Origin of the sequence: Tunturiibacter gelidiferens (assembly GCF_051013345.1) — a bacterium.
Taxonomy (GTDB): domain Bacteria; phylum Acidobacteriota; class Terriglobia; order Terriglobales; family Acidobacteriaceae; genus Edaphobacter; species Edaphobacter gelidiferens_A.
On sequence record NZ_CP132939.1, the window covers coordinates 3880981 to 3905770 of the forward strand.

The following is a 24790-nucleotide window of genomic DNA, read 5'->3' on the forward strand; positions in this document are numbered from 1 at the left end:
AACTGAAAACGATCAAGCAACACGCCCAGCTACCGCACAACGAAGCAATCGAACAAGGACTACTTCGATCATGAACTACACTTCACGCCGCACTCTCTGCATCACTCTTCTCTCTGCCTTGGCTCTCCTGGCTACACCCATCGCTCGCGCACAGTGGACCGTTCCCACCGCTGAAGAGCTCTCCATGACCTCGCAGCCCCAGGTCCCCGGAGCCGCCGCCGTCTACCTCTTTCGCGAAGAGACCACCGAAGACAAGCTGCACATGTTCAGCACCTACGTCCGGCTCAAGGTCCTCACCGAGCGCGGCAAGGAACACGCCAACGTCGAACTCGCCTACGCCCACGCCAGCGAAGGAGCCTCCACGGTCATCGACGACATCCAGGGTCGCACCATTCACCCCGACGGCACCATCATCCCTTTCACAGGCAAACCCTACGAGAAGCTCGTAGAAAAGACCCAGGGCGTTCGTTTCATGGCCAAGGTCTTCACCCTGCCAGACGTCGAAGTTGGCAGCATCATCGAATACCGTTACAAGCTGCGTCTCGACGACAACTGGTTCAGAGCCCCCCAGTGGTACATCCAATCCGGCCTCTACACCCGCAAAGCCCACTACTCCTGGAGGCCGACCGGCCAACAACTCGTCTCGTCGGAAGACGGTGGGCAACTCACCAACACCATCTCCTGGACCAAGATTCTTCCGCCAGGCGCCGATTTAAAAGAAACTCAGCTTCCCGCCAGATCCTTCGACGAAGGCCAGTACATCTTCGATCTCAACGTGCATGATGTTCCTCCCACCCCTGAGGAGGACTACATGCCGCCCATCTCCAGCTTCACCTATCGCGTCCTCTTCTACTACTCCCCTATCGCACCGGCGACGAGTATTGGAAGAACGAAGGCAAGCACTGGGCGAAGCTTCGCGACAAGTTCATCGGGCCCGGACCCATCGTCACCGCGGCCGTTCACGACCTCGTCCTCCCCGCGGACTCGCAGGATCAGAAGCTCCACAAGATCTACGCCGCCGTAATGAAGATCGAAAACACCAGCTTCACCCGCGAGCACTCCAGCACCGAAGAGAAGTCCCTCGGCCTCAAAGAGGTGCACTCCACCGACGACATCTGGACGCGCAAGCGTGGCAATAAAGATCAGCTCACCGCATTGTTCGTCGCCATGGCCCGTGCTGCCGGCATGAAAGCCTATCTCGCCGTCGTCACCAGCCGCGACCGCAGTCTCTTCTACCGTGCTTACCTCAGCATGTCGCAGCTTGACGACGACCTAGCAATCGTCAACGTAGACGGCAAGGACCAGTTCTTCGACCCAGGCTCTCGCTACTGCCCCTACCAGCATCTCGAGTGGAAGCACAGCCAGACAAGTGGCCTTCGGCAAATGGACAGTGGCGCAGGTTCAGTGGAGACTCCGGGTGAGACCTATCTCTACTCGAAGACCACACGAATAGCCGACCTGACCATGGACGAACACGGCGAAGTCTCCGGCACTCTAAAGATGACCTACCTGGGATCTCCCGCTCTTCATTGGCGACAGCGCGCCCTCACTGGCGACGACGAAAGCCTCAAACGCGAGCTCCGCACCAACGTCGAACGCCTCATGCCTGCCGGAGCCGACATCAAAGTTACCTCCATCGACAAGCTCGAAGACTACGAACAGCCCCTCGTGGTTAACCTTTCCTTCAAGGGAGCCGTCGGATCCGCCACCGGCAAACGCCTGCTCATTCCTGCAGATATCTTCGAAGTCAACGCAAAACCCGCATTCCCCCACGAGAAACGAGAGATTCCCGTCTACTTCCCATACTCCCGCACCAATCAAGATGCTGTTCGCATCAAGTTCCCACCATCTTTCAAAATAGAATCTCTCCCTGCCACCGACAAGGAGGGCTTCCAGAAGTTTGCTCTGTATAGCTTGAATTCAGAGTCCACCCCGAATAGCTTTACCATCCGTCGCGACTACTTCCTCGCAGAGATCGTCTTCATGCCTGACGAGTACGCCGGCCTTCGCAGCTTTTACTCCAAATTCGAAAACAAAGACCAGGAGACGGTCGTCCTCACCACCGCACCCACCCCCGCCAAACCAACCCCGGCAGGGAACTGAAGCCGTAGCCGCCTGCCACTCGTCACGGCAGGCGGCACACCTTCACCGCCTCATCTTCGTAAGCACAACCAAACCCCGTCGCAACATCTCTCGCAAGGACCACCCAGGTCGCGCCAATCGCCTTCAACGCCGCAAACCGGCTCCTATCCACACCCCTGCCCAGCCCGGTTTGCAGAGCCATTCCCTGTGACCACTCCTCCGTAAGCTCCGGTCTGTTCGAAGCCGTTCCTCCATCTTTGGAATCCGGCAGCGAACTCCGCTCCGCAATCGCGCGAAAGCTCTGCGCATCTTCGCCATCCCTGACCGTGTAGTACGCGTCCAGAGCAAACACCGCATCCTTCGGCGTATTCTCTCGGATCCAGAGAAACGCCTGCTCCCATCCATTTCCCTCGCCCCCAGCCGCCCGCACTAGAGCCTCCGGAAGCTCAAGGTGCTTTGAACCCGGGAACGTCTCACGGTCGGCCAGCACCATCACCGCCGCCAGCACAGAGAACACACCAACCCACCGCCACGCTCGTCGCCGCAACACCCGTTCCCCCAGCGTCGCGCCCGCCACCAGAATCATCACCACGTACACCAGTTGAAAGATCCGCAAGGGCTGCAGTCTCGCCACCTGGTGCACCACCGCTCCTTCCCGCGCAAACAGCAGCACCACCGCGATCGCCGTCCCTCCGGACACCATCGAAGCACGCGCCAGCCCCACACCCACACTATCCACCGTACGGCTTCGTCCCATGGCTACGATTGCAAGAATCATCAGCGGCGCCACCAGCCCGGCCCATTCGTACCAGTGCCATTGGCTAAGAAACCAGTAACTCCGTGTCAGCATCACCCTCTGGTAGGCCGCGCTCTCCACCGGAGCCAACAACTGCACCACCGCCGCCGCTAACACCGCCGCCAGACCCAGTCCCACCGTCCCCCACACCCGCACCAGTCGGCTCACAGACAGCGCTGCGCCCAGAACCAGCACCGATCCCAGCGCATACGCGCCCATCAGCGCATGCATCATCCCCGCCCCAACCAGCGCTCCGCAACAAAGCGTCAACCCGAGCCGCCGCTCTCCCTCCGTCTCAAACTGCGGCGACAAAAACTGCAGCGCTCCCACCAGCGCCAGCAGCGCACAGGGGGTCGAGATACTTCGCGCCGTCACGTACGGATCCATCAGCATCAGCGACGTCCCGGCAATCGGAATCGTCAGCCACACCGCCAGCAGCGCCACCGCACCGCCTCTCGCCTCACGCGACCCATAGCAACGAGCTGCCAGCAGCCACGCCGCAAACAAAGTCACCCAGAAGCTCGCCAGGTGCACCAGCAGCAGAACCATCTCAAGGCTCAAGCGCGACTCGCGCACCAGGCCAGCCACAAACGGCGCAAACACGGAGTACCGAAGGTGCCCCACCACAAACTCGGCCCCGTACGGATACAGCCTCGGATCGAGCAGTCGCTTGATCTCCGGCAGATAAATACCGCCGTCCTCGGCATACGGATGATAGCCATGGATCAATAACGCAAACAACGTCAGCACAGTCACCAGCGCCGCCGCAAGGCTTCGTTCCCGCCGGTACTGCTCGAGTTCTAGTTCTACCGAAGAGAGCTGTGATGCTAGTGATGTAGCCAAATACCTCTTGCTCCCGCCGCGGTCTTATTTCTATCGCATGCCATCAATTTTTGCGTTCTGCGAAGCCCTGGCCCAAAGGTATGCAGTTCATCGCGAAGTAGATTCACCCATCTCTCAACGAGGTCAACTCCCTCCAGGTTTAGACGTCAGAACATCGATTCAGCCTACATCTCTCCCAACTCAAAAGAAATAAACGCCAAACACATTCTTAGAAAGCGCTCATCACGCCTTCCTGCGAGTTGGTCCTCCGATTGCACTACAAGGGCAAGGTCGTCAGCCCGAACGAAGGGAACAATTCAAAGAGGGAGCACGTCATGCACATTCACAGCAATCCGGTCAGCCAGCTTGCTTTGGGCTCTACTCAATCCACCCTGCAAACCCAGGAAGCCAGGAAAGCCGCGGCCGCAGTGCGCCGCAAGCTCAGCAGCTTCGCAGCCAGCGATGATGGCGATGTGATCTCCCGCGTCGAGGCGCATGCCGAACCCGACCCTCAACGCAGGAAGAATTCACAGCAGGACGAAGAAGCCTTCCGCAGTGTCTTCGTTTCCGTCTCCGTCTAACCATTCCAACCGGACGCATTGTTCCTGCGACATCGTAAGAGATCGATAACACAGACGATACAATCGAAGCTGCATGCTTCATCGTCCCTTTCCCTCTCATCTCTCCCTCGCGACGAGCCTTCGCCTGCCGTCCCTCTGGTTGCCCGCATGAGCGCAGCCGCCAACAGCCGCAATCTGTTGAAGACCATCCCCGGCCTGCTCATCAGCGCCTTTTTCCTCTGGTATACCTTCCATAACATTCCACTGCACGGGTTCCGAGCCCTCCGCGCCGTGCACCCGGTGTGGATCCTCGGAGTCCTCGGCTTCACCGCCGCCAGCTACACCCTGCGCTGCGTTCGCTGGAGCCAGATGATGCCACGCAACGGCCGCTCGCTCCATGCCCACCTTGCCGTCTGCGCCCGCGTCCTCATGACCTCGCTCGCCGCCAACAACATCCTCCCCTTGCGCATCGGCGACATCATGCGCATCTTCACCTACTCCGACGACCTCGGCACCGCGCCCTCCGTCATCCTCAGCACTGTCATCCTCGAAAAGCTCCTCGACATCTTCGTCCTCGTCCTCCTCTTTGTCTCGACCGTAGGCAGCATCGCCACGCCGCGCCTTCGCCTCATCGCAAATATCTCGCTGGCCGTCTCAGCCATCGGCCTGCTCATCCTCCTCGTAGCTGCCCGCAGCCTGCAGTCTCCAGTGCAACGCCTCTTCGCCCGTTTCCCGGCTGGCCCGCTGCTCAAAAAGTCGAACACTGGATCACCCTCGCCCTCGACGCCACCGGCCGCCTCGGTGTCGCCGGCTCGCTCCTCCTGCTCTTCCAGTCTGTCGTCATCTGGACCTGCGAAGGCATGATCTTTCTCTCCGCCATCCGTCTCCTCGGTCTCACCGTCGACGACATCGCCGCATGGCTCTCGGTCTCCTTCGCAAACCTTTCCTACCTCATTCCCAGCTCTCCCGGAGCCATCGGCCCCTTCGAACTCGCCGTCAAGACCTCGCTCGTCAATCACGGCGCCTCCATGTCGCAGTCCGCTGTCTTCGGTCTTGCCATCCACGTCTGGATGCTTCTTTCGGTTACTGGAGCAGGCGGCATCGTCTTCCTCACCCATCGCATCCGCATCCACAACCACAAGCCCCTTCTCGAGGAGATCGAAGATCTACCCGTCGAAATGCCATAGAGACGAGTGTCCTGCCTGACGGGCCTCCTGCGCGGAGGGCGGTCACTTCGTAACATGTATACCGGCCTTGGCAGCATGAGCTTCCCAGATCCTCCCGCTGGTCGGCACGAGATCAACTCGCGACCAACGGGAGCACCACGCAAAGCGGTATACCCGCCACGAAGTGGCCGCTCCACGCGCAGTGGGCCCGTCCGGCAGGACACGCTTCTAGTAAACTGGCACCATCTTCCGAAGTGGTGACCCTCAAAGCATGTACCGCACAATCCAGCAATCCCTGTTGGCCCGCATCCAGGCCATCCTCCTCGCAAAATACGACGTCACCCTGACGAACCTCGCAGTCGAGCAGCCCCCCAGCATCGCCCTCGGCGAACTAGCCCTGCCCGTAGCCTTCGAGTTAGCCAAGCGCCTCCGCAAAGCCCCCGCGCCATCGCCACCGAGCTAGCCGCCGAACTCACCACCGTCCTCCCCACGCTCGAAGGCGTAGCAAGCGTAGAAGTAGCCGGCGCAGGCTACCTCAACATCCGCCTCGACCGCACCGCCGCCGTCCGCCGCATCGCCGACGACCAGCACGCCGACATCGGCGGCCCAGGCTTCCGCCTCGTCGAGCACACCAGCATCAACCCCAACAAAGCCGCTCACATTGGCCACCTCCGCAACGCCATCCTCGGCGACACCTTCCAGCGCCTCCTCCGTCCCGACCGCTTCAAAACCGGCTACGAAGTCGGCGTTCAAAATTACATCGACAACACCGGCGTCCAGGTCGCAGACGTAGTCGTAGGCCTCGTCTACCTCGAAGGCAAAACACTCACCAGCACCCGCGAACTCCTCACCGAGCTCCTCGAGACCAACCAGCGCATCGACTTCTACTGCTGGGATCTCTACGCCCGAGTCTCCCAGTGGTACGCCGCCGATGCCGAACACGTCGACGCACGCAAGCAGATCCGCCTCGACACCCTCCACGCCCTCGAGCTCGGCAAGAACGACACCGCAGACATAGCCGACCTCATCTCCACCGCCGTCCTTCGCCGTCACCTCGAGACCATGCAGCGCCTCAACATCGAGTACGACTTCCTCCCCCGCGAGAGCGAGATCCTGTCCCTCCACTTCTGGGACGCGGCCCGCACACTCATGCTCGAAAAAGGTGTCCTCTACCTCGAGACCGCCGGCAAAAACAAAGGCTGTTACGTCATGCGCCGCGCCGGCAATGAAACGGGTGCCCCACATCTCGACTCTGAGATGTCGGATTCCACAAATACCACCCCCTCTGCCTCCAGCCTCCCCGACGAAGACGCCAAGGTCATCGTCCGCTCCAACGGCACCGTCACCTACGTCGGCAAGGACATCGCCTATCACCTCTGGAAGTTCGGCCTCCTCCCCGGCAAGGACTTCGGCTACACAAAATTTCGCGAATATCCCGATCGTTGTTGCTGGATCTCCACCACCCACGGCGATACTCCGCACCCCACCTTCGGCAAAGCCGACGCCATCTACAACGTCATCGACTCCCGCCAGAACGACCCGCAGAACAACGTCATCGCCGCCCTTCGCGGCATGGGCTACACCGAAGCCGCCGACCGCTACACCCACTTCAGCTACGAGATGGTCGCCCTCACCCCCGATGCGCCGTCGAACTCGGCTACACCATTAGCGAAGAAGATCAAAAAAGCCCTTCATCGAAGTCAGTGGCCGCAAGGGCTTCGGCGTCAAAGCCGACGACCTCCTCGACCGCCTCATCGCCGCCGCAAAGTCCGAGGTAGACACCCGCCACCCCGAGATCGAACCCGCCGAGCGCCTCACCATCGCCACACAGATCGCAGTCGGCGCACTCCGCTACTTCATGCTCCGCTTCACCCGCAACACCACCATCGCCTTCGACTTCAAAGACGCCCTCAGCTTCGAAGGCGAGACCGGCCCTTACGTCCAGTACGCCATCGTCCGCGCGGCCAACATCTTCCGCAAAGCCAACACCACCGAAGCCGCATCCCTGGCCGCAATCGCGACACTAGACTTGTCGAACATCCTCGACACCGAAGATGGAAGCAGCCTCTGGGAGACCTGGCTCCTCGCCTCCAAACTCACCCTGTTGATCGAACAATGCATCGCCACCGCCGAGCCAGCCTACCTGGCCAAGTACGCCTTCCAGCTAGCCCAGCAGTTCAACAACTTCTACCACCGCCACCACGTCCTCAACGAGCCCGACCCCACCCGCAAATCCCTCCTCCTGGCCACCGCCGCAGTAGCCCAACGCGAGATGACCCGCGCCCTGGACTACCTGGGCATCGAAGCCCCACCAGTTATGTAACTGCAATTCACACAAATTGCCTTGTTCTCCCTTATTGCCTTGTTCTCCTTATTGTCTTCTTCTCCCCAACGAACCTCAAGAGATCGTCATCTCGACCGAAGCTGCTCACGGTCTCATCGTGAGCAGCGCAGTGGAGAGACCCCGTATTTGTCTTTTCAACTCAAACTTCAAGCGCCATGGCTCGGCGGAAGAGTGCAGTCTCAACGGAACGATTAGCGGACAAACCGCGCACTGAATAGTTTGCGGGGGAGTAGGAACGAGCACAGTCATACGATGACCATGCGCACAGTTTGTTTTAATCAAATACATTCATTGAATCCTTTCGCAAGCGCATTCGCACTTGAGGAGCAGGACTCTACCATTTTCGGGTGGTGAGGCAGCGTAGAATCGTTTCCTAGTTTGAATACCCTCTTACCCACTCCAAAATAGACCGCACTGCAACCCCACTAGGCCCATTGGCAATCCAGGGCTTACTCTCATCATTCCACGCACACCCAGCGATATCCAGATGCACCCACGGCGTCTCCCCCACAAACTCCTTCAAGAACATCGCCGCCGAGATAGCCCCGCCCCACCGATTAGCGCCAGTATTCCTCATATCCGCGATATGGCTCTTGATCTGGTCCTTGTAATCATCGGTGCAGGGAAGCCGCCAGAACTTTTCCCCAGAGATCTTCGTCGCATCCGTAAACTTCTGCCACGTCGCCTCATCGTTTGAAAACAATCCCACATTCAAAGTCCCCAACGCCACCACACAAGCGCCAGTCAGCGTCGCCGCATCAATCAGATGCGTGCAGCCCAGCGTCTTCGCATAGTGCAGACCATCCGCCAACACCAGCCTGCCCTCAGCGTCGGTATTAATCACCTCAATCGTCTTACCCGACATCGCAGTCACCACATCGCCCGGCCGATAAGCCTTGCCATCCGGCATATTCTCCGCCGAGCACACCACTCCAATCACCTTCACCTTCGGCTTCATCTGCGCAATTGCCCGCATCGCGCCGATCATCGCCGCTGCCCCCGCCATGTCGTACTTCATCTTCTCCATGCCATCGCCCGGCTTGATCGAAATCCCGCCCGTATCGAAGGTGATCCCTTTCCCCACCAGCCCCAGCACCGGAGCATCTTTCGCCAACGCCTCACCCTTTGCCAGCTTCGGCTCATACGTCATCACAATCAACGCCGGAGGCTGCTCGGAACCCTGCGCCACCGCGGCAAACGCACCCATCTTCAACTCCAGCAGCTTCGCCGTCGAATGCACCTCGCACTGCAGTCCGACCTCCGCGCACATCGCCGCCGCGCGCTTGCCCAGCTCCGTCGGCGTCAGCACGTTGCCCGGCTCGTTCACCAGCGACCGCGTAAAGTTCTGCGCCGCTGCCACAACTACGCCCGCATCGAAGCCCTCCTGAATCTCCGCCCGGGTCGACTTCTCCGCCTCCTTCGCGACCACCGAGAGCAACCTCACCGAACGATCTTTTCGTTCGCTCCGGTAAGTATCCCAGTCCATCTCCGCCAGCTCCGCGCCCTCTACCAGCACGCGCGAAAGCAGCGTACAGGGCAGCGTCTCCAGATGCTCGTCGTCCAGCGCATGGTCCTCAGGAAATGCAATCGCCAGCTCCCGAACCGCCAGCGGCTTGGCCGCACGCACAGCCGTCCCTGCACCCTTCCGAACCGCATCGACAGAGAGCCCCTTGGCCTTTCCCAGCCCCACTACCAGCAGCCGCTCCGCCTTCAACCCGTTCGGAGCATGCAGCAACAACGTCTCGCCCATCGTCCCTTTGAACTCGCCCGAAGCCAGAACCTTCGCCACCGCATCTGCTACCGCATCCGAGGTCGTCAATAAAGCCACCAAGGGCTCCGCATCTTTGCCGACTGCGATATCCACGGCAAAGACAGCCAGCATCGGCGTTTGAAACCCGGCGGCATCCTGAAAAATCAGCTTAGTGTCCATGCGTCTATCGTAACCCGACTGCATGTTGATCACTTTGGAAGTAAAACTACAACGAAAGTAGAACTACCTTCGCTGGCTCCTCGCGACCGCGGCCTTGGCCTCGCTATCGGCCTCGCGCTTGCGTTCGGTGGCCCGTTTATCCCACTCCTGCTTGCCCTTGGCCAGCGCAATCTCGCACTTCACACGCCCATTACGAAAATAAAGTCGTGTCGGGATCAACGTAAATCCCTTCTGCTTCGTCATACCCTCAAGCTTCCGCACTTCGCTCTTATGCAGCAGCAACTTCCGGGTACGCAGCGAATCATGGTTCATCGCATTTCCATGAGAGAACGGTCCGATGTGCGCATTCAACAGAAAACACTCGCCGTCCTTCAGCAGCCCATACGCGTCCTTCAGATTAGCCTTCCCCTCGCGGATCGACTTCACCTCGGTCCCACGCAGAGCGACCCCAGCCTCGAACTTGTCCGTCAAAAAGTAGTTAAAACTTGCCGACCGGTTGAACGCGGCATCTCTTTTCCCCGCCGCCACCGGGTCGCGGTCTTTCTCCTTCACCACCGGCTTTGGCTGGTGGGCGGCTGTCGTGTTGGACATAGAACGTGCCATGCAATCTCTTACTTTAACACGCGTGCAACTTTCGGTTCATACGCAGCCCTCACCCGCCGAAGCCACGCGCGTCTAACCACAGTCTTGTCCGTCAGTCCTGCTTTGACGTCATGAGTTCTGCCCAGTCTTCCAGCCGCGAGCCGTGCCGCAAAACGACCGTGGACCATCCCCGATACCCACCCACTTATTGACGAGGTCGACTTTGGAGCGAATGCTATACTCACCCGAGCGCAGCAGCCTGGCAGGCACGGCCCCCACAGGCAGCGCCGAAGCCGGAAAAATCTTCCCGGCGGGCGTTATCTCCGGCAAACGCCATATTCTTCACGGTGTAAAGGACGAAAACGGAAGCAGCATGGGTCGCGTGTACAAATCAATCAGCAAACTATCCAACTCTCTTCGTCGCGTGCTCCCTGCTCTGCTCCTCTGTGGCATTGCGAGCTTCAGCGCTACAGCCGTCCACGCCCAGTCAGCCTCAACCTGGGACAAGCGCGGCCAGGACGCCGAGGCGCGCCAGGACTTCGACACCGCCTACGAGGACTATCACAAAGCCGTACTCAAAAAGCCAAAAGACCTCCGCTTCACAGAGCACTTCGATCGCATGCGATTCCAGGCCGCCGTAGCCCACGTCGATCGCGGTCGCGTCCTCCGGCAGAGCGGTGACATCACCGGTGCGATGGCCCAGTTCACCCGCGCCCTCCAGATCGACTCCGGCAATCAGGCCGCGCAGCAGGAGATCGATGGCATTCAAAGGCAACAACAATCGGACCGCGACAACACCCCGCAGGCAAAAGAGCAGATGTCGCGGCAGAACGAGACCCTCAGCACCCTCAGCTCCATCGCCGGTCCCGTCGAACTCAAACCCGTCTCCAACGATCCCATCACCCTCCACATGGTTGAGGACGTGAAAGTTATCTACGAGGCCATCGGCAAGGCAGCCGGCCTCAACGTCCTCTTCGACCCCGACTACAGCTCCAAGCGTATCCCCGTCGACCTCACCAACGTCACCCTCTCGGACGCCCTCCGCATCGTCGGCACCATCTCCGGCACCTTCTACAAGGCCATCACGCCGAACACCATCTTCGTCGCCACCAACTCGCGCACCAAGCGCACCGACCTCGACGAGCAGGCCGTCCAGACCTTCTATCTCACCAACGCCAGTCAGCAGAACGACGCCAACGAAGTCGTCATCGCCATCCGCAATCTGCTCGACCCCAGCGTCAAGATCTACCTCGTTCCCAGCCAGAACGCCATCGTCATGCGCGCCACGCCCGACCAGCTCCTCCTCGCGCAAAAGCTCCTGAACGACCTCGATCGTGCCCGCCCCGAAGTGGTCGTCGATGTAGCAGTCCTCGAAGTCAACAAGAACGTCGAACACAACCTCGGCATCACCCTTCCACAGTCGATCACCATAACCCCGCAAGCCAATCCCAACACCACGACCAGCGGCAGTACCAGCACCACCACCACCACCGGAACCACTACCACCTCCAACTTCACCCTCAACACTCTCGCCCACCTCAACGCCAACAACTTCGCGGTAAGCATCAGCGGTGGCACCCTCAACGCCCTGCTCAACGATGCGGACACCCGCATCCTTCAAAACCCCAGCATCCGCGCCACCGACGGACAGCGCGCCACCATGAAGATCGGCCAGAAGATCCCCGTCGCGACCGGCTCCTATAACGCAGGCGTCTCCACCGGCGTAGCCAGCATCGGCGTCCAAACCCAGTTCACCTACCTCGACGTCGGCGTCAACATCGATATGACACCCACCGTCCACTACGACCGCGAAGTCACCCTCAAGATGAAGATCGAGGTGCTCTCTCACGCCTCCGACGTCACCATCTCGGGCGTCACAGAGCCCGTCATCGGCCAGCGCTCCAGTGAACAGGTCATCACCCTCAAGGACGGAGAACCCAGCCTCCTCGCCGGCATCATTACCAAGCAGGACAGCCTCAACATCAACGGCACCCCAGGCGTCGGTGAGCTGCCCATCCTCAAGTACTTCTTCACCTCCCGCGACAAGATCAACGACAAGACCGAGATCGTCTTCATCATCATCCCGCACATCGTCCGCGAGTCCGTCCTCACCCGCGCCAACGTCCGCCCCATCGACACCGGCACCGGTCAGTCGATCGAGCTGCGCCGCGATGCGTCCATGAACGATGGCGACTCCGAGCCGGTCAACGGAATCAAACCGCATAACGCCCCGACACCAACCAGCGCTGCCAACGCCGCCAGCGCTATGGTCCAGCAGCTAAGCCAGCAGGCCGCGCCCACGCCTCCCCCTCCCAACTATGTCCCGGGGACGCAGACCACTCCTGCAGCACCAACGCCAGCGCCGGCTCCTGCAGCCCAGACACCAGCACCCCCAACCACGGGCGGACCCCCCATCAGCTTCACCGTCGTACCGCCCGAGTCCACCCAGCCCGTAGGCAGCACCTTCCAGGTCGCCGTCATGCTCGGCAACGGGCACGACGTCTTCTCCGTGCCCCTCCAACTCCAGTTCAATCCGGCTCTGCTCCAACTCGTCAACGTAGACGCCGGAGACTTTCTCAGCAAAGATGGCCAGGCCGTCTCTCTCGTCCACCGCGAGGACAAAGGCCTCGTCGCCATCTCCTCCATTCGTCCTCCGAACACGGCAGGAGTCAGCGGAACCGGCAGCCTCTGCACACTCACCTTCAAGGCCATTGCCCCTGGAGACTCCACCCTTTCGCTCGTCAAAGTCGGCGCTCTCAACAGCGCGCAGGCCAATCTTCCGGCCGTCGGTTCGCAGGCCACGGTGCATGTCAAGTGAGACTCTGTACCAACGCGGTTGCCCCACGTCCTGAATCTCGGACGTGGGCTCTAACCTCGGCAGCCCGCCAGCCGCTTACCTCCCAGTCTGGCCTCACACTCGTCGAACTCATCATCTGCGTAGCCATCGTGGCCCTCCTCGCCTCCGCCGCCATCCCCATCGCCCGCTTCCAGGTCAAACGCACCAAGGAGCGCGAACTCCGCCGAGACCTCTGGGAGATGCGCGACGCCATCGACCACTACAAAGACGCCGCCGACAAAGGAGCCTTCCAGATCAAAGCTGACTCTCTCGGCTACCCGCCCGACCTGCAAACCCTCGTCGACGGAGTCGAAGTCACCGCCGCCCAGGGGAAAAAGGTAAAATTTCTACGTAAGATCCCCACCGACCCCATGACCAACAACACCGATTGGGGCCTGCGCTCCAACCAGGACGACACGGACTCCGACTCTTTCGGCGGCCAGAACGTCTTTGACGTCCACAGCAAAAGCACCGGAACCGCACTCGACGGAACGAAGTACTCCACATGGTAGCCACTCCCCCAATCCGTACCACCCGCACTCCCCGGCCGTCACGCCGCCGTACCTTGTCGTTGTCATCGCGCGACGGTTTATCGTTGTCATCGCGCCAGGCATTTTTCTTGTCATTCCGCACCCTGAGCGTAGTCGAAGGGGAGCAATCTGCTTCTCTCCCACACCAGTCCGGGTGCCCCATCCTTCGCAGTCTCACCGCGAAGGGTGGGATCGACGAAGCCACACCGGGTGCCGCCCCCGTCTCCTCCGAACAAGGCTTCACCCTCCTCGAACTGATGATCGTCATGGTCGTCATCGGCCTGCTCGCCGCCATCGCCATCCCCGCCTACACCAGCAACATCCGCAACGCCAAAGAGGCCGTCCTCAAAGAGGACCTCCACACCATGCGCCAGGCCATCGACTCCTACACCGTCGACAAAGCCAAAGCCCCCAAGCTCTCGACGACCTCGTCCAGGCCGGCTATCTCAAGTCCATGCCCGTTGACCCCTTCACCCACCGCTCCGACACCTGGCTCCCCGTCCAGGAGGACACCAACATCAGCCTCGACCAGACCGAAACCGGCATCGACGACGTCCACAGCGGAGCCCAGCAAACCGCCTCCGACGGCACATCCTACAACACCTGGTAAGACAAAAGGCGTCATCCTCGAGTTTTTGAAGGAACTATTCGACCCTGCAAAATAGCAGCTTGTCCTTCTGCCCGAACTTGTCGAACCAGAAGAACCCGCATATCCGAGAACCGGCATCTCGTTTGCTGTTGTTCTTGTTTTTGCCGTTGTTTGTTCTCATACACTCCCCCAACACTCCCCCAAAAAGAATCGTCATCTCGACCGGAGCGGTTCACGGTCTCATCGTGAACCGCGCAGTGGAGAGATCCCCGTATTTCGTCTCTGGCCAGTCCTGTTGTTGTCACTCCGCACCCTGAACGTAGTCGAACGGGGGAGGAATCTGCTGTTGCCTCTATCGTTTTTGGTCCCCGAAATCCGCCATGTTCTAGAAGAATCCGTCGTTGTGGCATGGGTACGAGAGCTATCATGATCTCCGTGCCCCGCACCTCCGCGCCACATCTCAATCTCTGGAAAAAACACCTAGGCTCCGTACCCGAGCACGTGTGGGAACAAACCAACCTCGAAACCCTGATCCTCGCCGACAATGATCTCGCCGAAGTCTCCGACAAAATCGGCAACCTCAAACACCTCCGCACCCTCGATCTCGGCCACAATCAACTCACAAGCCTACCCGACACCCTCGGCGAGCTTGTCAGCCTCTCTGACTTCCTCTACCTCCACGACAACCGCCTGACCTCCCTCCCTCGTTCCCTCGAAAATCTCAAAAAACTCCGGTACCTCAACGTAAGCCAAAACGCCTTCACGCTCCTCCCCTACTGCGTCTCCCACCTACCCGGCCTGGTCGAACTCCGCACCACCGACAACGCCCTCACCGAACTCCCCGCCTCAATCGGCAACCTCTCCCATCTCCGCGAACTCCACCTCCGGAACAACCATCTCAACAGCCTCCCCACCACCATCGGCCACCTTCGGGAGCTACGCCAGATCGATCTCCGAGGCAACCCCTCCAAACCCTGCCCCAATCCCTCGCCCACCTGCCAAAGCTGGAAAAACTGGACCTCCGCTGGGTCACAACCCTCACCACTCCATCCTGGTTCAAAGACCTGGAAGCCCGAGGCTGTCTGATCTACCTTTGACCCTCGCCTCCGCTCACCAAAAGGCGCATACTATGGTCTAAGACACGTCGAGCTGCGTCCGGTCAGCAGGGAAGCGGCCCACCAGGAGACCCCCAATGCGTTCCGTCACGCACCTTGGCCTAACCGCCTTCCTTACCCTCTCCGTTGCGGCGTACGCTCAGACTCAGACGACCACCCCCGCCAGCCAGGCTCCCTCCACTCCATCGCCCCAGACCGCGCCCCAAACCGCGCCCGACACCACATCTACTCCACCCGTCACGGCCACCATCCCCTCCGACGTCCCCGTCGAAAAGCCCATCCCCGGCCACCCCACCGCCACCCCCAAAGAGAGCAAAGACGCCGCGGCTGCCGTCAAGGCCGCAAACAAGACCGACCGCCTCCCATCCCCCGGCGAGGACATGAAGACCAACATCAAGCCCGGCAGCGAAGATGACGTCAACGCCGTAGGCGCCCGCAACATCGGCGGCCGCGGCCTCGCCAACTGGTACTCCACCGACTGGGAGATCCGCACCGGCAAGCAGTACTCCATGGAGATCGAAAAATCCGCTCACATGGTCAACGATCCCGTCATCGTCGAGTACGTCAACCGCGTCGGCCAGAACATCGTCAAAAACTCCGACTGCAAAGTCCCGTTCACCATCAAGGTCATCGACTCCGACGAGATCAACGCCATGGCCCTTCCCGGCGGCTTCTTCTACGTCAACTCCGGCCTCATCCTCGCCGCCGACGAGGAAGCCGAGCTAGCCGGCGTCATGGCCCACGAGACCGCCCACGTCTGTGCCCACCACGCCGCCCGCCAGATGACCAAGATGAACTATGCGCAGATCGGCTCGATCCCGCTCATCATCTTCACCCAGGGCTCCTGGACCGGCTACGGCATCTACGAGGCCGTCCAGCTCGCCATTCCCCTCAGCTTCCTCCAGTTCTCCCGCATGGACGAGGCCGAAGCCGACTGGCTCGGCGTCCAGTACATGTACAAGTCCGGCTACGACCCCCAGGCCTTCGTCCAGTTCTTCGAAAAACTCGACGCCCTCGAGAAGCACAAACCCGGCACCCTCGCCAAGGTCTTCGCCGACCACCCCCAGACCCCCGACCGCATCGGCCACTCTGAAGAAGAGATCGCCACCATCCTCCCCGCGCGGCCCGACTACATGGTCACCACCTCTGAGTTTGACGACGTCAAGGCCCGCCTCGCCCGTCTCGAGAACAAGCGCAAGATCAACGACGGCAAAGGCGGCAACAAGCCCACGCTCCGCCGCACCGCCAGCGGCAACGGCAACAACGACCCCAACAACCCGAACAACCCATCCACCAGCACCGACGACCGCCCAACCCTCGGCCGCCGCAACTAGACCCTCACCCGACCAACGGGAGGACCAGCGCACCTAATCCTCCCAGACCGGTATAAAAGTCACGAAGTGACCGCCCTCCGCGCAGGAGGCCCGTCCGGCGGGACACCCGCCTCAGTTCTGATTATTAGCGTTATCCCCACCCGTCAAATCATAAGTAGCACCCGTCACCATAGCCGCCAGATCCGAAGACAGAAACACCGCAACCGGCGCCAGATCCTCCGGCTTCAACCAAGCTACCTTCAGCGGCACATACGGAGCGCGCGTGTCATAAGCGTCCTTCTCCGTAGGATTCTCGTTCGCCGTCACCTCGCCAATCAGCGCACTCCACCGCGCGCCCACTCAAGGAGAAGCAGCATGAACACTCTCGACTCCATGCTGGAACGCAACAAAGAGTTTGCTGCTCAGCAGTCTGCTGCGGGCACGCTGATGCCCTCACTCCCGCAGGCTACGCCGAATTTAAAGGCAACCATCATCGGTTGCGTGGATATGCGTGTCGATCCTGTCCATATCCTTGGACTCAAGCCAGGCGAGGCTCTCGTGATTCGTAATATCGGCGGTCGAATCACTCCGGCCGTATTAGAGGAGTTGGGTCTCCTCGGACGAATCGGTGAGGTTATCAGACAGAGTCCTGCAGCGGGCGGCGAGTTTCACCTCATCGTCCTTCAGCACACCGACTGCGGCATCACCCGCCTTACCGGCGACCCTGCCAGGCTCGCGCATTTTTTTCAGATTCAAGAAGGGGACCTGCAGGCAAAAGCGGTCACAGATCCCCGCGCTGCAGTCGCTGGCGATGTAGCCTTGCTCCGGACAATTCCCGCACTGCCAGCCAAGTGGCTTATCTCCGGTTTGGTCTACGACGTCGCGACCGGACTCGTTGAGATCGTCGTCCCCGCGGCGCCGATTCGAACAACCTGAGTTCTGTGCCACGCAATATCCGCTTCAGAAAACTACTCAACGCCTCGATCACTCTAGTCGAGAGCGTCCCTGCTCCCGCTCGACCCACCACCCAAACCCCAACCCCAGCGCCCCCCACAACACCGCCTGAATCTCCAGTGCCGCCACTCGAAACTTCCACATCAGCGTCACCGGAAAACCCGCCGGAACCTCATCCACCTCCGGCAAAAAGTGCGCCACCACACTCACCACCACAACAAACAACGCAGCCGCCAGCAGGGAACCGTTCCACTCTCCAAACCTCTTCGCAAATCGCCGCCTCATCTGCAAAGAAAACACCATCGCAGCAATCGAAACCGCAATCAGCAAAAAGTAAGCCCCCGTCCGCACTCCAATCGTCTCCGCACTCCCCACCGCCGGAGGATTCGCCGGATACTTCAAATTCGGCACCAGCACAATCGCCACGAACCCAAGCCCAGCCAGCACCGCCGACAGCGCCCGAGGCTTCAACTCCCCAAGCCTTCCATACGCAAACGCAAACACCAGCCCAAACAATCCGCCTACCGCCGCACCGTACACCACCGCACCGGTCAGCAAACCAGCACTCTTCTGCACGCGACGGCTCACCATCTCCGGCTCAGGAGCCTCGCCTCGCGCCTTATCCATGCTGGTCTCAAACGCAATCGCGCGCTCCACCTGCGGTTCGCCGATCCAACGTGCAAACGCGAAGACCAGCAGGCCCGCAACAACGCCCACCACCATCCCGCGCAGCAGCAGAGTTCGAGTCATCGCGGTCTGTTACCCAGAGCGGTTCCCCTGCAGTTGTAGACAGGCATTTTGAACATCGACAAACCCTTGTGACTCGTCATCTCGACCGAAGCTGTTCACAGTCTCACCGTGAACAGCGCAGTGGAGAGACCCCCGCATTTCGTCTTTGTATCTGCGATTGCCTGCGCTTTCCTTCAACGCAAAACCCGCTCTAGTGGCAGGGAAAGCCGAGAAGATGGCGCCCATCATGCAAAAACTCATGCACCGCCGTCCCACGGAACATCGACGTCGCACCCTGCTCCGCGCCGACAAAGTAAATCGCCAGCAACAACACCAGCCCGCCAAACACCGCATACGGCAAAATCTCACGCAGCGGAACAACAGGAAGCGAGACCGGTTGAGAGACGGAACCAAATACGGATTGAGCCATCGTAAAACCTCCAGGGATCGTGCGTCCCACGCACTGCTTATTCGAACGAGGAAGGAACGTCTGGCTCTCAACCCGAAACCACAGGTCAATCACAGTGGCGCGACCGCACCGGACTCTCACCGGCTTCTTCCATCCTCATCAAAATCTACCTCAACCCTATGTCCCACTATCCCCAAAGTCAAGCGCATGCTACGGACGAATCTAATTTAAAACCTTACCTGCGCTTCATTGCTGCTCATTCCTTACGGGCATATGACAACAACGGCGTTTCTCGGTACTAATTCCGTCCATGCTGTCTGAGCGAGCGCTCGATGAGTTCTATAAAAAGGGATGTCAAGAAAAAGTTTCTCCCTCGACCGGACGCCGAGAAGATTTTTGTCTCGAGATCCAGCCCACTGCCTGTGAACGTGCCCCTCGATTCGCTCGAGAGGTTTGTCTTGGCTTGTTTGCCATTCCGTGGCTTGCATCTTCCGGTGGTGACGACGCCAATCGAGTCTTAGACTTGGGCAAGCGGACCTGGTATTTGAATGTCAACCATGGTTCTATTTGAGGCTCGTGGCCTATCGCTATTTCTGGTTATCCGAGGAGGCATAGCGTGCATTAGTGACTCGGTGCCGAAGCACACAAGGCCGAACTCATTGACTGATACTCACCTCGAACCGAGCGTCTCGAGAACCCGACCGACCACCACCTAAGAGAATGGCCGGAGATGGAAAGGCCTCCTTATCAGAGACGCTCAAGCTTCTTGCCGATGCAATTGTGTGGCGTCGAAATCCACTCCTTTCTTCCAAATCGTTAGAGTGATGCTGGCAATCTTGCGTGCCAGGGTGAGACGCGCCATCGTCGGTCGCATTCCTTTTTCAAGAAGAGCAACATAGAAATCGTACAGGGGGCCAGGGTGAGTGCTAGCGGAGATCGCAGCCCCTTTGAAGAGATTCTTCACATCGGGATTATGGTTGTTACTCAGGCCACGCACGGTCATGCGCTCCCGGTTTCGTTGCAGTTTCCCTCGGACGTAGCGATACTCGCCGCTGTCGTGGGTCTCCAGCGCGAAACCACTGTAAGCCCACAGCTGGCGCTTGCTACGGAAACGGTGGGGCGTCTGCAGCTGCGCAACCAGCAAGGCTGCACGAATCGGACCGATCGAAGGAATCTGGCGAAGCAATTTCACGGCATGATGCTTGCGGCTCTCGGTCAGCAAGTCGCGTCGCGCTTGCTGACGCACTGGTTGCAGCAGATCCAGTTGCTGATAGAGCCGTTCGGCCCGGAGACGAACTCCGGGTTCCGGATCTTGTCTAACCATTCTGTGCGATGCCGCGGTGCATAGACGCTGGTACCGCTACAGGGAATGGCCCAGCTTCGGTAGAGGGCTTTGATCCGATTCATGACTCGTGTGAGATCCTTCGTAATGGTTAGGTAGCTGCGACCTAATTCTTTTATGGTGCGCATCCCGTGCTCGCCATGGTAAACCGACGTGAGCTGGTTGCCACGCAGCAGCTCCGCCAGCTTTCGCGCATCGATTCGGTCACTCTTGCTGCCGTCTTTCAACAGGGCGTTCTTGCGCGGATCGCAGACCACGAGATGGGTGACGTGAGGTTTCAGCAGGTCATGTAACCAGGCCGCAGAGACTCCTTCTTCGAAGGTCACCGATAAACTTCCGTGTAGCCCTTGGAGGAACTCAAGGATCGTGGCCGCTTTCGTCTCCAGAATACTTTCCATGATCAACTTCCCCGGGAATCTGTGACTGCAGCCGAGATCGTTGCTTGGTGGACGTCCATGCCGATATATTTCTCTTGGCTCATAACGCCGCTCCTTTCGGTGGGTGGTGATACGAATAACCACAACCTACAGCAAAGTGGGCGCCTTTTATATTGCGTGCATTGGCCTGAAGTCAACAGTTGAGCCAAGTATCACTTATCCGAAATGCGACTATTCGGGCGAGCGGCGAGAAGCCTGTTCTAACAAAGCCTTCGCCGCTAGCCTCAGCTGTATCTCGCGCATGACGATCGTCAGAACTTCAACTTCTTATTTCGCCTGCGCTAGCTCCGCAACAATCGCAGCAAGTTTATCGAGTATCTGGATCCAGCCCTCCATTTGACCGCTATTTTTCGCGCTCTCCATGGGTTCGTTTCCAATGAAGGTGAGTTTCGTCTGGCCGTTCCCGAGATCCTCAAAGATGGTCACGTCGTGCGCACCGTCTATGGCCTCATGTTCTATTCCGAATGTCGCAGGGTCAACCTTGTTTCCCTTCGAGTCCGAAAAGTACATGTCGGAAACAATCTTCTCGTGCAGAACAATCTCGTGGTATTCAACTGCATTCCAGAACTCCTGCCCATCCGGCGCCTTCATGCAGCAGAGCAATTTTCCTCCAACGCGAAAATCCATCTGACAAACCGGCGCAGTAAAGCCCTTCGGTCCCCACCACTGCATGATGTATTTCGGGTCTGTCCACGCCTTCCAAACCAACTCGCGTGGGGCATCAAAAACTCGTGTGACAACCATCCGCTCAATTTCGTTAACCGTGTTTTGTGTCATCTCTGACCTCCTCTTTCTTCATTTGATTTACAACTACATCCAGTTTGTCGAAACTCTCTTCCCAGAATCGGCGATAGCTAATCGCCCAGTCGCTGACTGTCTTGATCGCCTCTGGCCTAAGCTTGCACACACTCTCTCGTCCACGCTTCGTCTTGATCACAATCCGCGCCCGCACCAGGTAGGCAATATGTTTTGAAATCATCTGCTGCGAGAGTGCAAACGGTTCCGTCAATCCATGCACAGATGCAGGCCCATGGGAGAGTCGTTCGATCATCGCCCGTCGGGTTGGATCAGACAGAGCCGCAAATGTTGTACCCAGATTATCCACAACCAAATGGTAGTGGGTTTTCGGTCAATGTCAAGTGCGAATTTGGCGATTCTTGGCATATCTCAGGGCAGATTCAAACTGACCCACTACCATCATTTATGGAGAATCTGAAAACGTGCCCGCTCGCCTCACCCTCATCAGCCACGCTCCCACCTCCGCACAGCGCCACTCCGCCTTTCCCGCAGACGAGCCTCTCGAACAATCCGCCCTCACTAAACTAGCCGCAATCAACTGGCAACCACCCCGCGCCCACCACATCCTCACCGCCCCCGAACTCCGCACCCAGCAAACCGCCAAAGCCCTGAACCTCGCCGCAACCCCAACCAACGAACTCCGAGACATCGCCTACGGCACCTGGCAAGGCCGCACACTCGCCGACCTCTACGCCGAAGACCCCGCCTCCATCGCCCAATGGCTCTCCGACCCCAACTCCACCCCGCACAACGGCGAATCCATCGCCGATCTCATAACGCGCATTACGAACTGGCTAACGACTCTCCTACCCGAAGCAGCCGACACGCAAACCCACACCATAGCGATCACCCACCCCGCCGTCATCCGTGCAGCCATCCTCCACACCCTCAACGCCCCACTCCATTCCTTCTGGCGCATCGACATAGCCCCCTCACCCTCACCGACCTCCGCCACAACGGCCGCACCTGGACCCTCCGCTCCACCGCAACCCCTCTCACGCAACACAATCCAGCCGACGCTGACTAGCACCAAACCCAACAAAAACCCGCGCCAAACAAGCTAAAATAGAACCATGAGCACCGCGACCCTCCCGAACCCGCACACCACCGGCTACACCGACGACCACGCCAAGTCCGGCCTCGACGTCACCTTCCCCCCATCGAGACCTGGCAGAACCAGTTCAAGGCCTACGAGATCCTCGTCGACGACCCCGAGTTCACCTCCGTCTGCCCCAAGACCGGCCTCCCCGACTTCGGCCGCCTCACCATCCGCTACATGCCCCGCGAGAGCTGCCTCGAGCTCAAGAGCCTCAAGGAATACCTCTTCACCTACCGCAACCTCGGCATCTTTCAGGAGAACATCGTCAACCAGGTCCTCGACGACGTCGTCAAAGCCTGCAACCCCGTCTGGGCCGTCATCGTCGGCGACTTCCGCCCCCGCGGCGGCATCTCCACCGTAGTCACCGCCACCTATCCCCGCGAAGAGTCCCGCCCGAAGTAACCCCGCAAAAATAAATCTCGCAAAGCTGGCGCATTTTTCACCCCCGAAAAAGCGCCAGCCAAAACACCACATCAGCCACACAAAACACCACATCCTCACCATCAATTCACCACCACAAAACACCCAAAATTCCCCATATCCCCAAACAAAACCACCCTCCACCACGCCAAAAAAATTCACCAAAACCCACCTGCTATCCTTCCCGAGAGAAAGATTCCCAGCGGAGAAGCGGACACCAGATGGCCTCCACCACCAAACCCGCCCGCGCGCCCTCCGTCGCCGGAGCCACCACCGCCCTCGTCCTCCTCACCGCCCTCAACTTCGTCAACTACATCGACCGCTACATCCTCCCCGGCGTTCAGGAGCAGGTCAAACACGAGTTCCATCTCACCGACGAACACATCGGCACCCTCACCTTCTGGTTCATGATCGCCTACATGTTCACCTCGCCCATCACCGGATGGCTAGGTGACCGCTTCCCCGCAAGCCCATGATCGTCATCGCCGCCCTCTTCTGGGCCGCCATCAACTTCCTCACCGCCACCGTTCACTCCTACGACTCGCTCAACCTCCGCCACGCTGCCCTCGGCGTAGGCGAAGCCAGCTTCGGCATCTTCGCCCCCTCCCTCCTCGCCGACTACTATGCGCCCGACCAGCGCAACCGCGTTCTCACCATCTTCAACGTAGCCATCCCCGTAGGCGCAGCCCTCGGCTACCTCGTCGGCGGCACCATAGGCGAACACTACGGCTGGCGCATGTCCTTCATCGTCTCCGCCATCCCCGCCGCCCTTCTCGCAATCCTCATAGCCCTCTTCATGAAGGAGCCCGCACGCGGCGCCAGCGGAGACTCAGCCGCAAGCGAACACAGCAAGGCAAAGTTAGAAAAGGGAACCATCCTCTCCCTCATCAAAAACCCCGCCTACCTGTGTTCCATCCTCGGCTACGCGGCCGTCACCTTCTCCCTGGGAGGCATCTCCTGGTGGATGCCCTCCTTCCTCCAGCGCATCGACGGCCGCAGTCAATCGTCCGCCGCGTACATCATGGGAGCCATCACCGTAGCCGCTGGCCTCGGCGGCACCATCACCGGCGGCACCATCGCCCAACGCTGGTCCCGCACCAACTCCAAGGCCCTCTACCTCGTCCCCGCCATCAGCGCGGCCATCGCCGTCCCACCCGCTCTCCTCTGCTTCTTCGGCCCCCACTCCCTCACGCTCTACGGCCTCGGCGCAGCCATCTTCCTCATCTTCCTCGGCACCGGCCCCGTCAACGCGGCCACCCTCAACGCCGTCCGTCCGGAGATCCGCGCCACCGCCATGGCCGGCCAGCTCTTCATCATCCACGCCCTCGGCGACGCCATCTCCCCGCGCATCATCGGCGCCGTCAGCGACCGCTCCACCCTCAACCTCGGCCTCGGCTCCACCCTTATCACCCTGCTCCTCGCCGCAGTCATCTTCTCCATCGGCTCGCGCTACGCCCCTCCCCTCCACTCCGAACAGACCGCAGTCGCAACCTGACCCAACAGCCGCGCGAAGCGAGATCGCCTCACTCTCCTTCTGAGCCAATCCATCAAGTAGCATGAGAACAGGTGACCCAAGCATTCCACTACACTCTTACCCTTTCCGCCTGGCTCATCGCCCTCGCTTGGCTTTGGAAGGCCCTCACCGCGGCCCTCGGTCTCCGCCGAATCCCGGATCTCACCGCGCCCGAGCACAATCTAACCCCGCCCAACAACCCATCCATCACCGTCATCGTTCCCGCCCGCAACGAAGAAAAACATATCGGCGCATGCCTGAACTCTCTTCTTCAGCAGGACTACACCAACCTCCACATCATCGCCGTCGACGACCGTTCGTCCGACAACACCGCCTCATCCATCAACGCCCTGGCTACGCAACACCCAGACAGACTCACGGCCCTCCACATCACCGAACTCCCCCGGAATGGCTAGGCAAAACC

The 24790-nt window shown here is 59.7% G+C and carries 25 protein-coding genes and 2 pseudogenes; 17 read left to right on the plus strand and 10 right to left on the minus strand.

Translation table 11 applies throughout. From position 1 onward, the window contains the following. Nucleotides 1-70: 70 nt before the first annotated feature. Both RBB80_RS19350 and RBB80_RS19355 read left to right on the plus strand, forming a co-directional pair. Nucleotides 71-1024 carry a DUF3857 domain-containing protein gene (locus tag RBB80_RS19350; protein WP_433964083.1) on the plus strand — a complete coding sequence of 318 codons (954 nt, stop codon included), beginning with the start codon at nucleotides 71-73 and terminating at the stop codon, nucleotides 1022-1024. Beyond that, the gene (locus tag RBB80_RS19355; RefSeq protein ID WP_433964084.1) at nucleotides 1024-2103 is read left to right on the plus strand and encodes a hypothetical protein; all 1080 of its coding nucleotides are present in this window, start codon (nucleotides 1024-1026) and stop codon (nucleotides 2101-2103) included. Before RBB80_RS19350 ends, RBB80_RS19355 begins: the two co-directional genes overlap by 1 nt. Nucleotides 2104-2125: 22 nt before the next feature. Here RBB80_RS19355 and RBB80_RS19360 read toward each other — a convergent pair whose 3' ends face one another. Next, on the minus strand, nucleotides 2126-3721 hold the full coding sequence (locus tag RBB80_RS19360) for a hypothetical protein (protein ID WP_433964085.1): 1596 nt from the start codon (nucleotides 3719-3721) through the stop codon (nucleotides 2126-2128). 314 nt (nucleotides 3722-4035) lie between these two features. On the opposite strand from RBB80_RS19360, the gene RBB80_RS19365 reads away from it, so the two are divergent. The 4 genes and pseudogenes from RBB80_RS19365 (at nucleotide 4036) to RBB80_RS19380 (ending at nucleotide 7749) form a co-directional block, all read left to right on the plus strand. After that, nucleotides 4036-4281: a hypothetical protein gene (locus RBB80_RS19365; protein WP_433964086.1), complete on the plus strand. Its 246-nt coding sequence runs from the start codon at nucleotides 4036-4038 to the stop codon at nucleotides 4279-4281. Nucleotides 4282-4428: 147 nt separating this feature from the next. Next, a complete protein-coding gene (locus tag RBB80_RS19370) occupies nucleotides 4429-5124 on the plus strand; it encodes a lysylphosphatidylglycerol synthase transmembrane domain-containing protein (protein WP_433964087.1) in 696 nt (231 codons plus the stop codon). After that, nucleotides 5082-5447 carry a hypothetical protein gene (locus RBB80_RS19375; RefSeq protein WP_433969761.1) on the plus strand — a complete coding sequence of 122 codons (366 nt, stop codon included), beginning with the start codon at nucleotides 5082-5084 and terminating at the stop codon, nucleotides 5445-5447. Before RBB80_RS19370 ends, RBB80_RS19375 begins: the two co-directional genes overlap by 43 nt. Nucleotides 5448-5697: 250 nt before the next feature. Further along, nucleotides 5698-7749, plus strand: a pseudogene (locus RBB80_RS19380) (arginine--tRNA ligase). A gap of 394 nt (nucleotides 7750-8143) precedes the next feature. Here the strand turns inward: RBB80_RS19380 and RBB80_RS19385 are convergent. Then, nucleotides 8144-9700, minus strand: coding sequence for a leucyl aminopeptidase (locus tag RBB80_RS19385; RefSeq protein ID WP_433964088.1), 1557 nt, complete (start codon nucleotides 9698-9700; stop codon nucleotides 8144-8146). A 63-nt stretch (nucleotides 9701-9763) separates the two neighbouring features. Then, on the minus strand, nucleotides 9764-10303 hold the full coding sequence (smpB, locus tag RBB80_RS19390; RefSeq protein WP_433964089.1) for an SsrA-binding protein SmpB: 540 nt from the start codon (nucleotides 10301-10303) through the stop codon (nucleotides 9764-9766). A 211-nt stretch (nucleotides 10304-10514) separates the two neighbouring features. Here smpB and RBB80_RS19395 point away from each other — a divergent pair, with 211 nt between their 5' ends. The 5 genes from RBB80_RS19395 (at nucleotide 10515) to RBB80_RS19415 (ending at nucleotide 16686) form a co-directional block, all read left to right on the plus strand. Further along, nucleotides 10515-13100 carry a cohesin domain-containing protein gene (locus RBB80_RS19395; protein ID WP_433964090.1) on the plus strand — a complete coding sequence of 862 codons (2586 nt, stop codon included), beginning with the start codon at nucleotides 10515-10517 and terminating at the stop codon, nucleotides 13098-13100. Continuing rightward, complete coding sequence (locus RBB80_RS19400) at nucleotides 13097-13630, plus strand: type II secretion system protein (RefSeq protein WP_433964091.1); 534 nt, start codon at nucleotides 13097-13099, stop codon at nucleotides 13628-13630. The genes RBB80_RS19395 and RBB80_RS19400 overlap by 4 nt, the downstream gene beginning before the upstream one ends. Nucleotides 13631-13737: 107 nt before the next feature. After that, the gene (locus RBB80_RS19405; RefSeq protein ID WP_433964092.1) at nucleotides 13738-14313 is read left to right on the plus strand and encodes a prepilin-type N-terminal cleavage/methylation domain-containing protein; all 576 of its coding nucleotides are present in this window, start codon (nucleotides 13738-13740) and stop codon (nucleotides 14311-14313) included. 350 nt (nucleotides 14314-14663) lie between these two features. Continuing rightward, nucleotides 14664-15323: a leucine-rich repeat domain-containing protein gene (locus RBB80_RS19410; protein ID WP_433964093.1), complete on the plus strand. Its 660-nt coding sequence runs from the start codon at nucleotides 14664-14666 to the stop codon at nucleotides 15321-15323. A gap of 106 nt (nucleotides 15324-15429) precedes the next feature. Further along, on the plus strand, nucleotides 15430-16686 hold the full coding sequence (locus RBB80_RS19415; RefSeq protein WP_433964094.1) for a M48 family metalloprotease: 1257 nt from the start codon (nucleotides 15430-15432) through the stop codon (nucleotides 16684-16686). 111 nt (nucleotides 16687-16797) lie between these two features. On the opposite strand, the gene RBB80_RS19420 is transcribed toward RBB80_RS19415, so the two are convergent. After that, entirely contained in the window at nucleotides 16798-17025 is a 228-nt protein-coding gene (locus RBB80_RS19420; RefSeq protein ID WP_433964095.1) for a hypothetical protein, read from the minus strand. 15 nt (nucleotides 17026-17040) lie between these two features. Here RBB80_RS19420 and RBB80_RS19425 point away from each other — a divergent pair, with 15 nt between their 5' ends. Next, complete coding sequence (locus RBB80_RS19425) at nucleotides 17041-17601, plus strand: carbonic anhydrase (protein WP_433964096.1); 561 nt, start codon at nucleotides 17041-17043, stop codon at nucleotides 17599-17601. 48 nt (nucleotides 17602-17649) lie between these two features. On the opposite strand, the gene RBB80_RS19430 is transcribed toward RBB80_RS19425, so the two are convergent. From RBB80_RS19430 to RBB80_RS19455, 6 genes are all read right to left on the minus strand, one after another. Further along, nucleotides 17650-18369 carry a CbtA family protein gene (locus RBB80_RS19430; RefSeq protein WP_433964097.1) on the minus strand — a complete coding sequence of 240 codons (720 nt, stop codon included), beginning with the start codon at nucleotides 18367-18369 and terminating at the stop codon, nucleotides 17650-17652. A 190-nt stretch (nucleotides 18370-18559) separates the two neighbouring features. Then, nucleotides 18560-18778, minus strand: a complete 219-nt coding sequence (locus tag RBB80_RS19435) for a CbtB domain-containing protein (protein ID WP_433964098.1) — start codon at nucleotides 18776-18778, stop codon at nucleotides 18560-18562. Nucleotides 18779-19514: 736 nt separating this feature from the next. Continuing rightward, on the minus strand, nucleotides 19515-19949 hold the full coding sequence (locus tag RBB80_RS19440; protein WP_433964099.1) for a transposase: 435 nt from the start codon (nucleotides 19947-19949) through the stop codon (nucleotides 19515-19517). 23 nt (nucleotides 19950-19972) lie between these two features. Then, nucleotides 19973-20497: an IS110 family transposase gene (locus tag RBB80_RS19445; protein ID WP_433964100.1), complete on the minus strand. Its 525-nt coding sequence runs from the start codon at nucleotides 20495-20497 to the stop codon at nucleotides 19973-19975. Nucleotides 20498-20803: 306 nt separating this feature from the next. Further along, entirely contained in the window at nucleotides 20804-21313 is a 510-nt protein-coding gene (locus RBB80_RS19450; protein WP_433964101.1) for an SRPBCC family protein, read from the minus strand. Next, nucleotides 21294-21641: an ArsR/SmtB family transcription factor gene (locus RBB80_RS19455; protein ID WP_433964102.1), complete on the minus strand. Its 348-nt coding sequence runs from the start codon at nucleotides 21639-21641 to the stop codon at nucleotides 21294-21296. The genes RBB80_RS19450 and RBB80_RS19455 overlap by 20 nt, the downstream gene beginning before the upstream one ends. Before the next feature lie 115 nt (nucleotides 21642-21756). On the opposite strand from RBB80_RS19455, the gene RBB80_RS19460 reads away from it, so the two are divergent. The 5 genes and pseudogenes from RBB80_RS19460 to RBB80_RS19480 all read left to right on the plus strand — a co-directional run bounded on the left by RBB80_RS19460 (nucleotide 21757) and on the right by RBB80_RS19480 (nucleotide 24782). Next, entirely contained in the window at nucleotides 21757-22398 is a 642-nt protein-coding gene (locus tag RBB80_RS19460; RefSeq protein WP_433964103.1) for a histidine phosphatase family protein, read from the plus strand. 9 nt (nucleotides 22399-22407) lie between these two features. Continuing rightward, nucleotides 22408-22835 (plus strand): annotated as a pseudogene (queF, locus tag RBB80_RS19465) (preQ(1) synthase). 239 nt (nucleotides 22836-23074) lie between these two features. Further along, a complete protein-coding gene (locus RBB80_RS19470; RefSeq protein WP_433964104.1) occupies nucleotides 23075-23329 on the plus strand; it encodes an MFS transporter in 255 nt (84 codons plus the stop codon). Further along, nucleotides 23326-24348 carry a spinster family MFS transporter gene (locus RBB80_RS19475; RefSeq protein WP_433964105.1) on the plus strand — a complete coding sequence of 341 codons (1023 nt, stop codon included), beginning with the start codon at nucleotides 23326-23328 and terminating at the stop codon, nucleotides 24346-24348. The genes RBB80_RS19470 and RBB80_RS19475 overlap by 4 nt, the downstream gene beginning before the upstream one ends. 71 nt (nucleotides 24349-24419) lie before the next feature. Further along, entirely contained in the window at nucleotides 24420-24782 is a 363-nt protein-coding gene (locus RBB80_RS19480) for a glycosyltransferase (RefSeq protein ID WP_433964106.1), read from the plus strand. The last annotated feature ends 8 nt before the right edge of the window (nucleotides 24783-24790 follow it).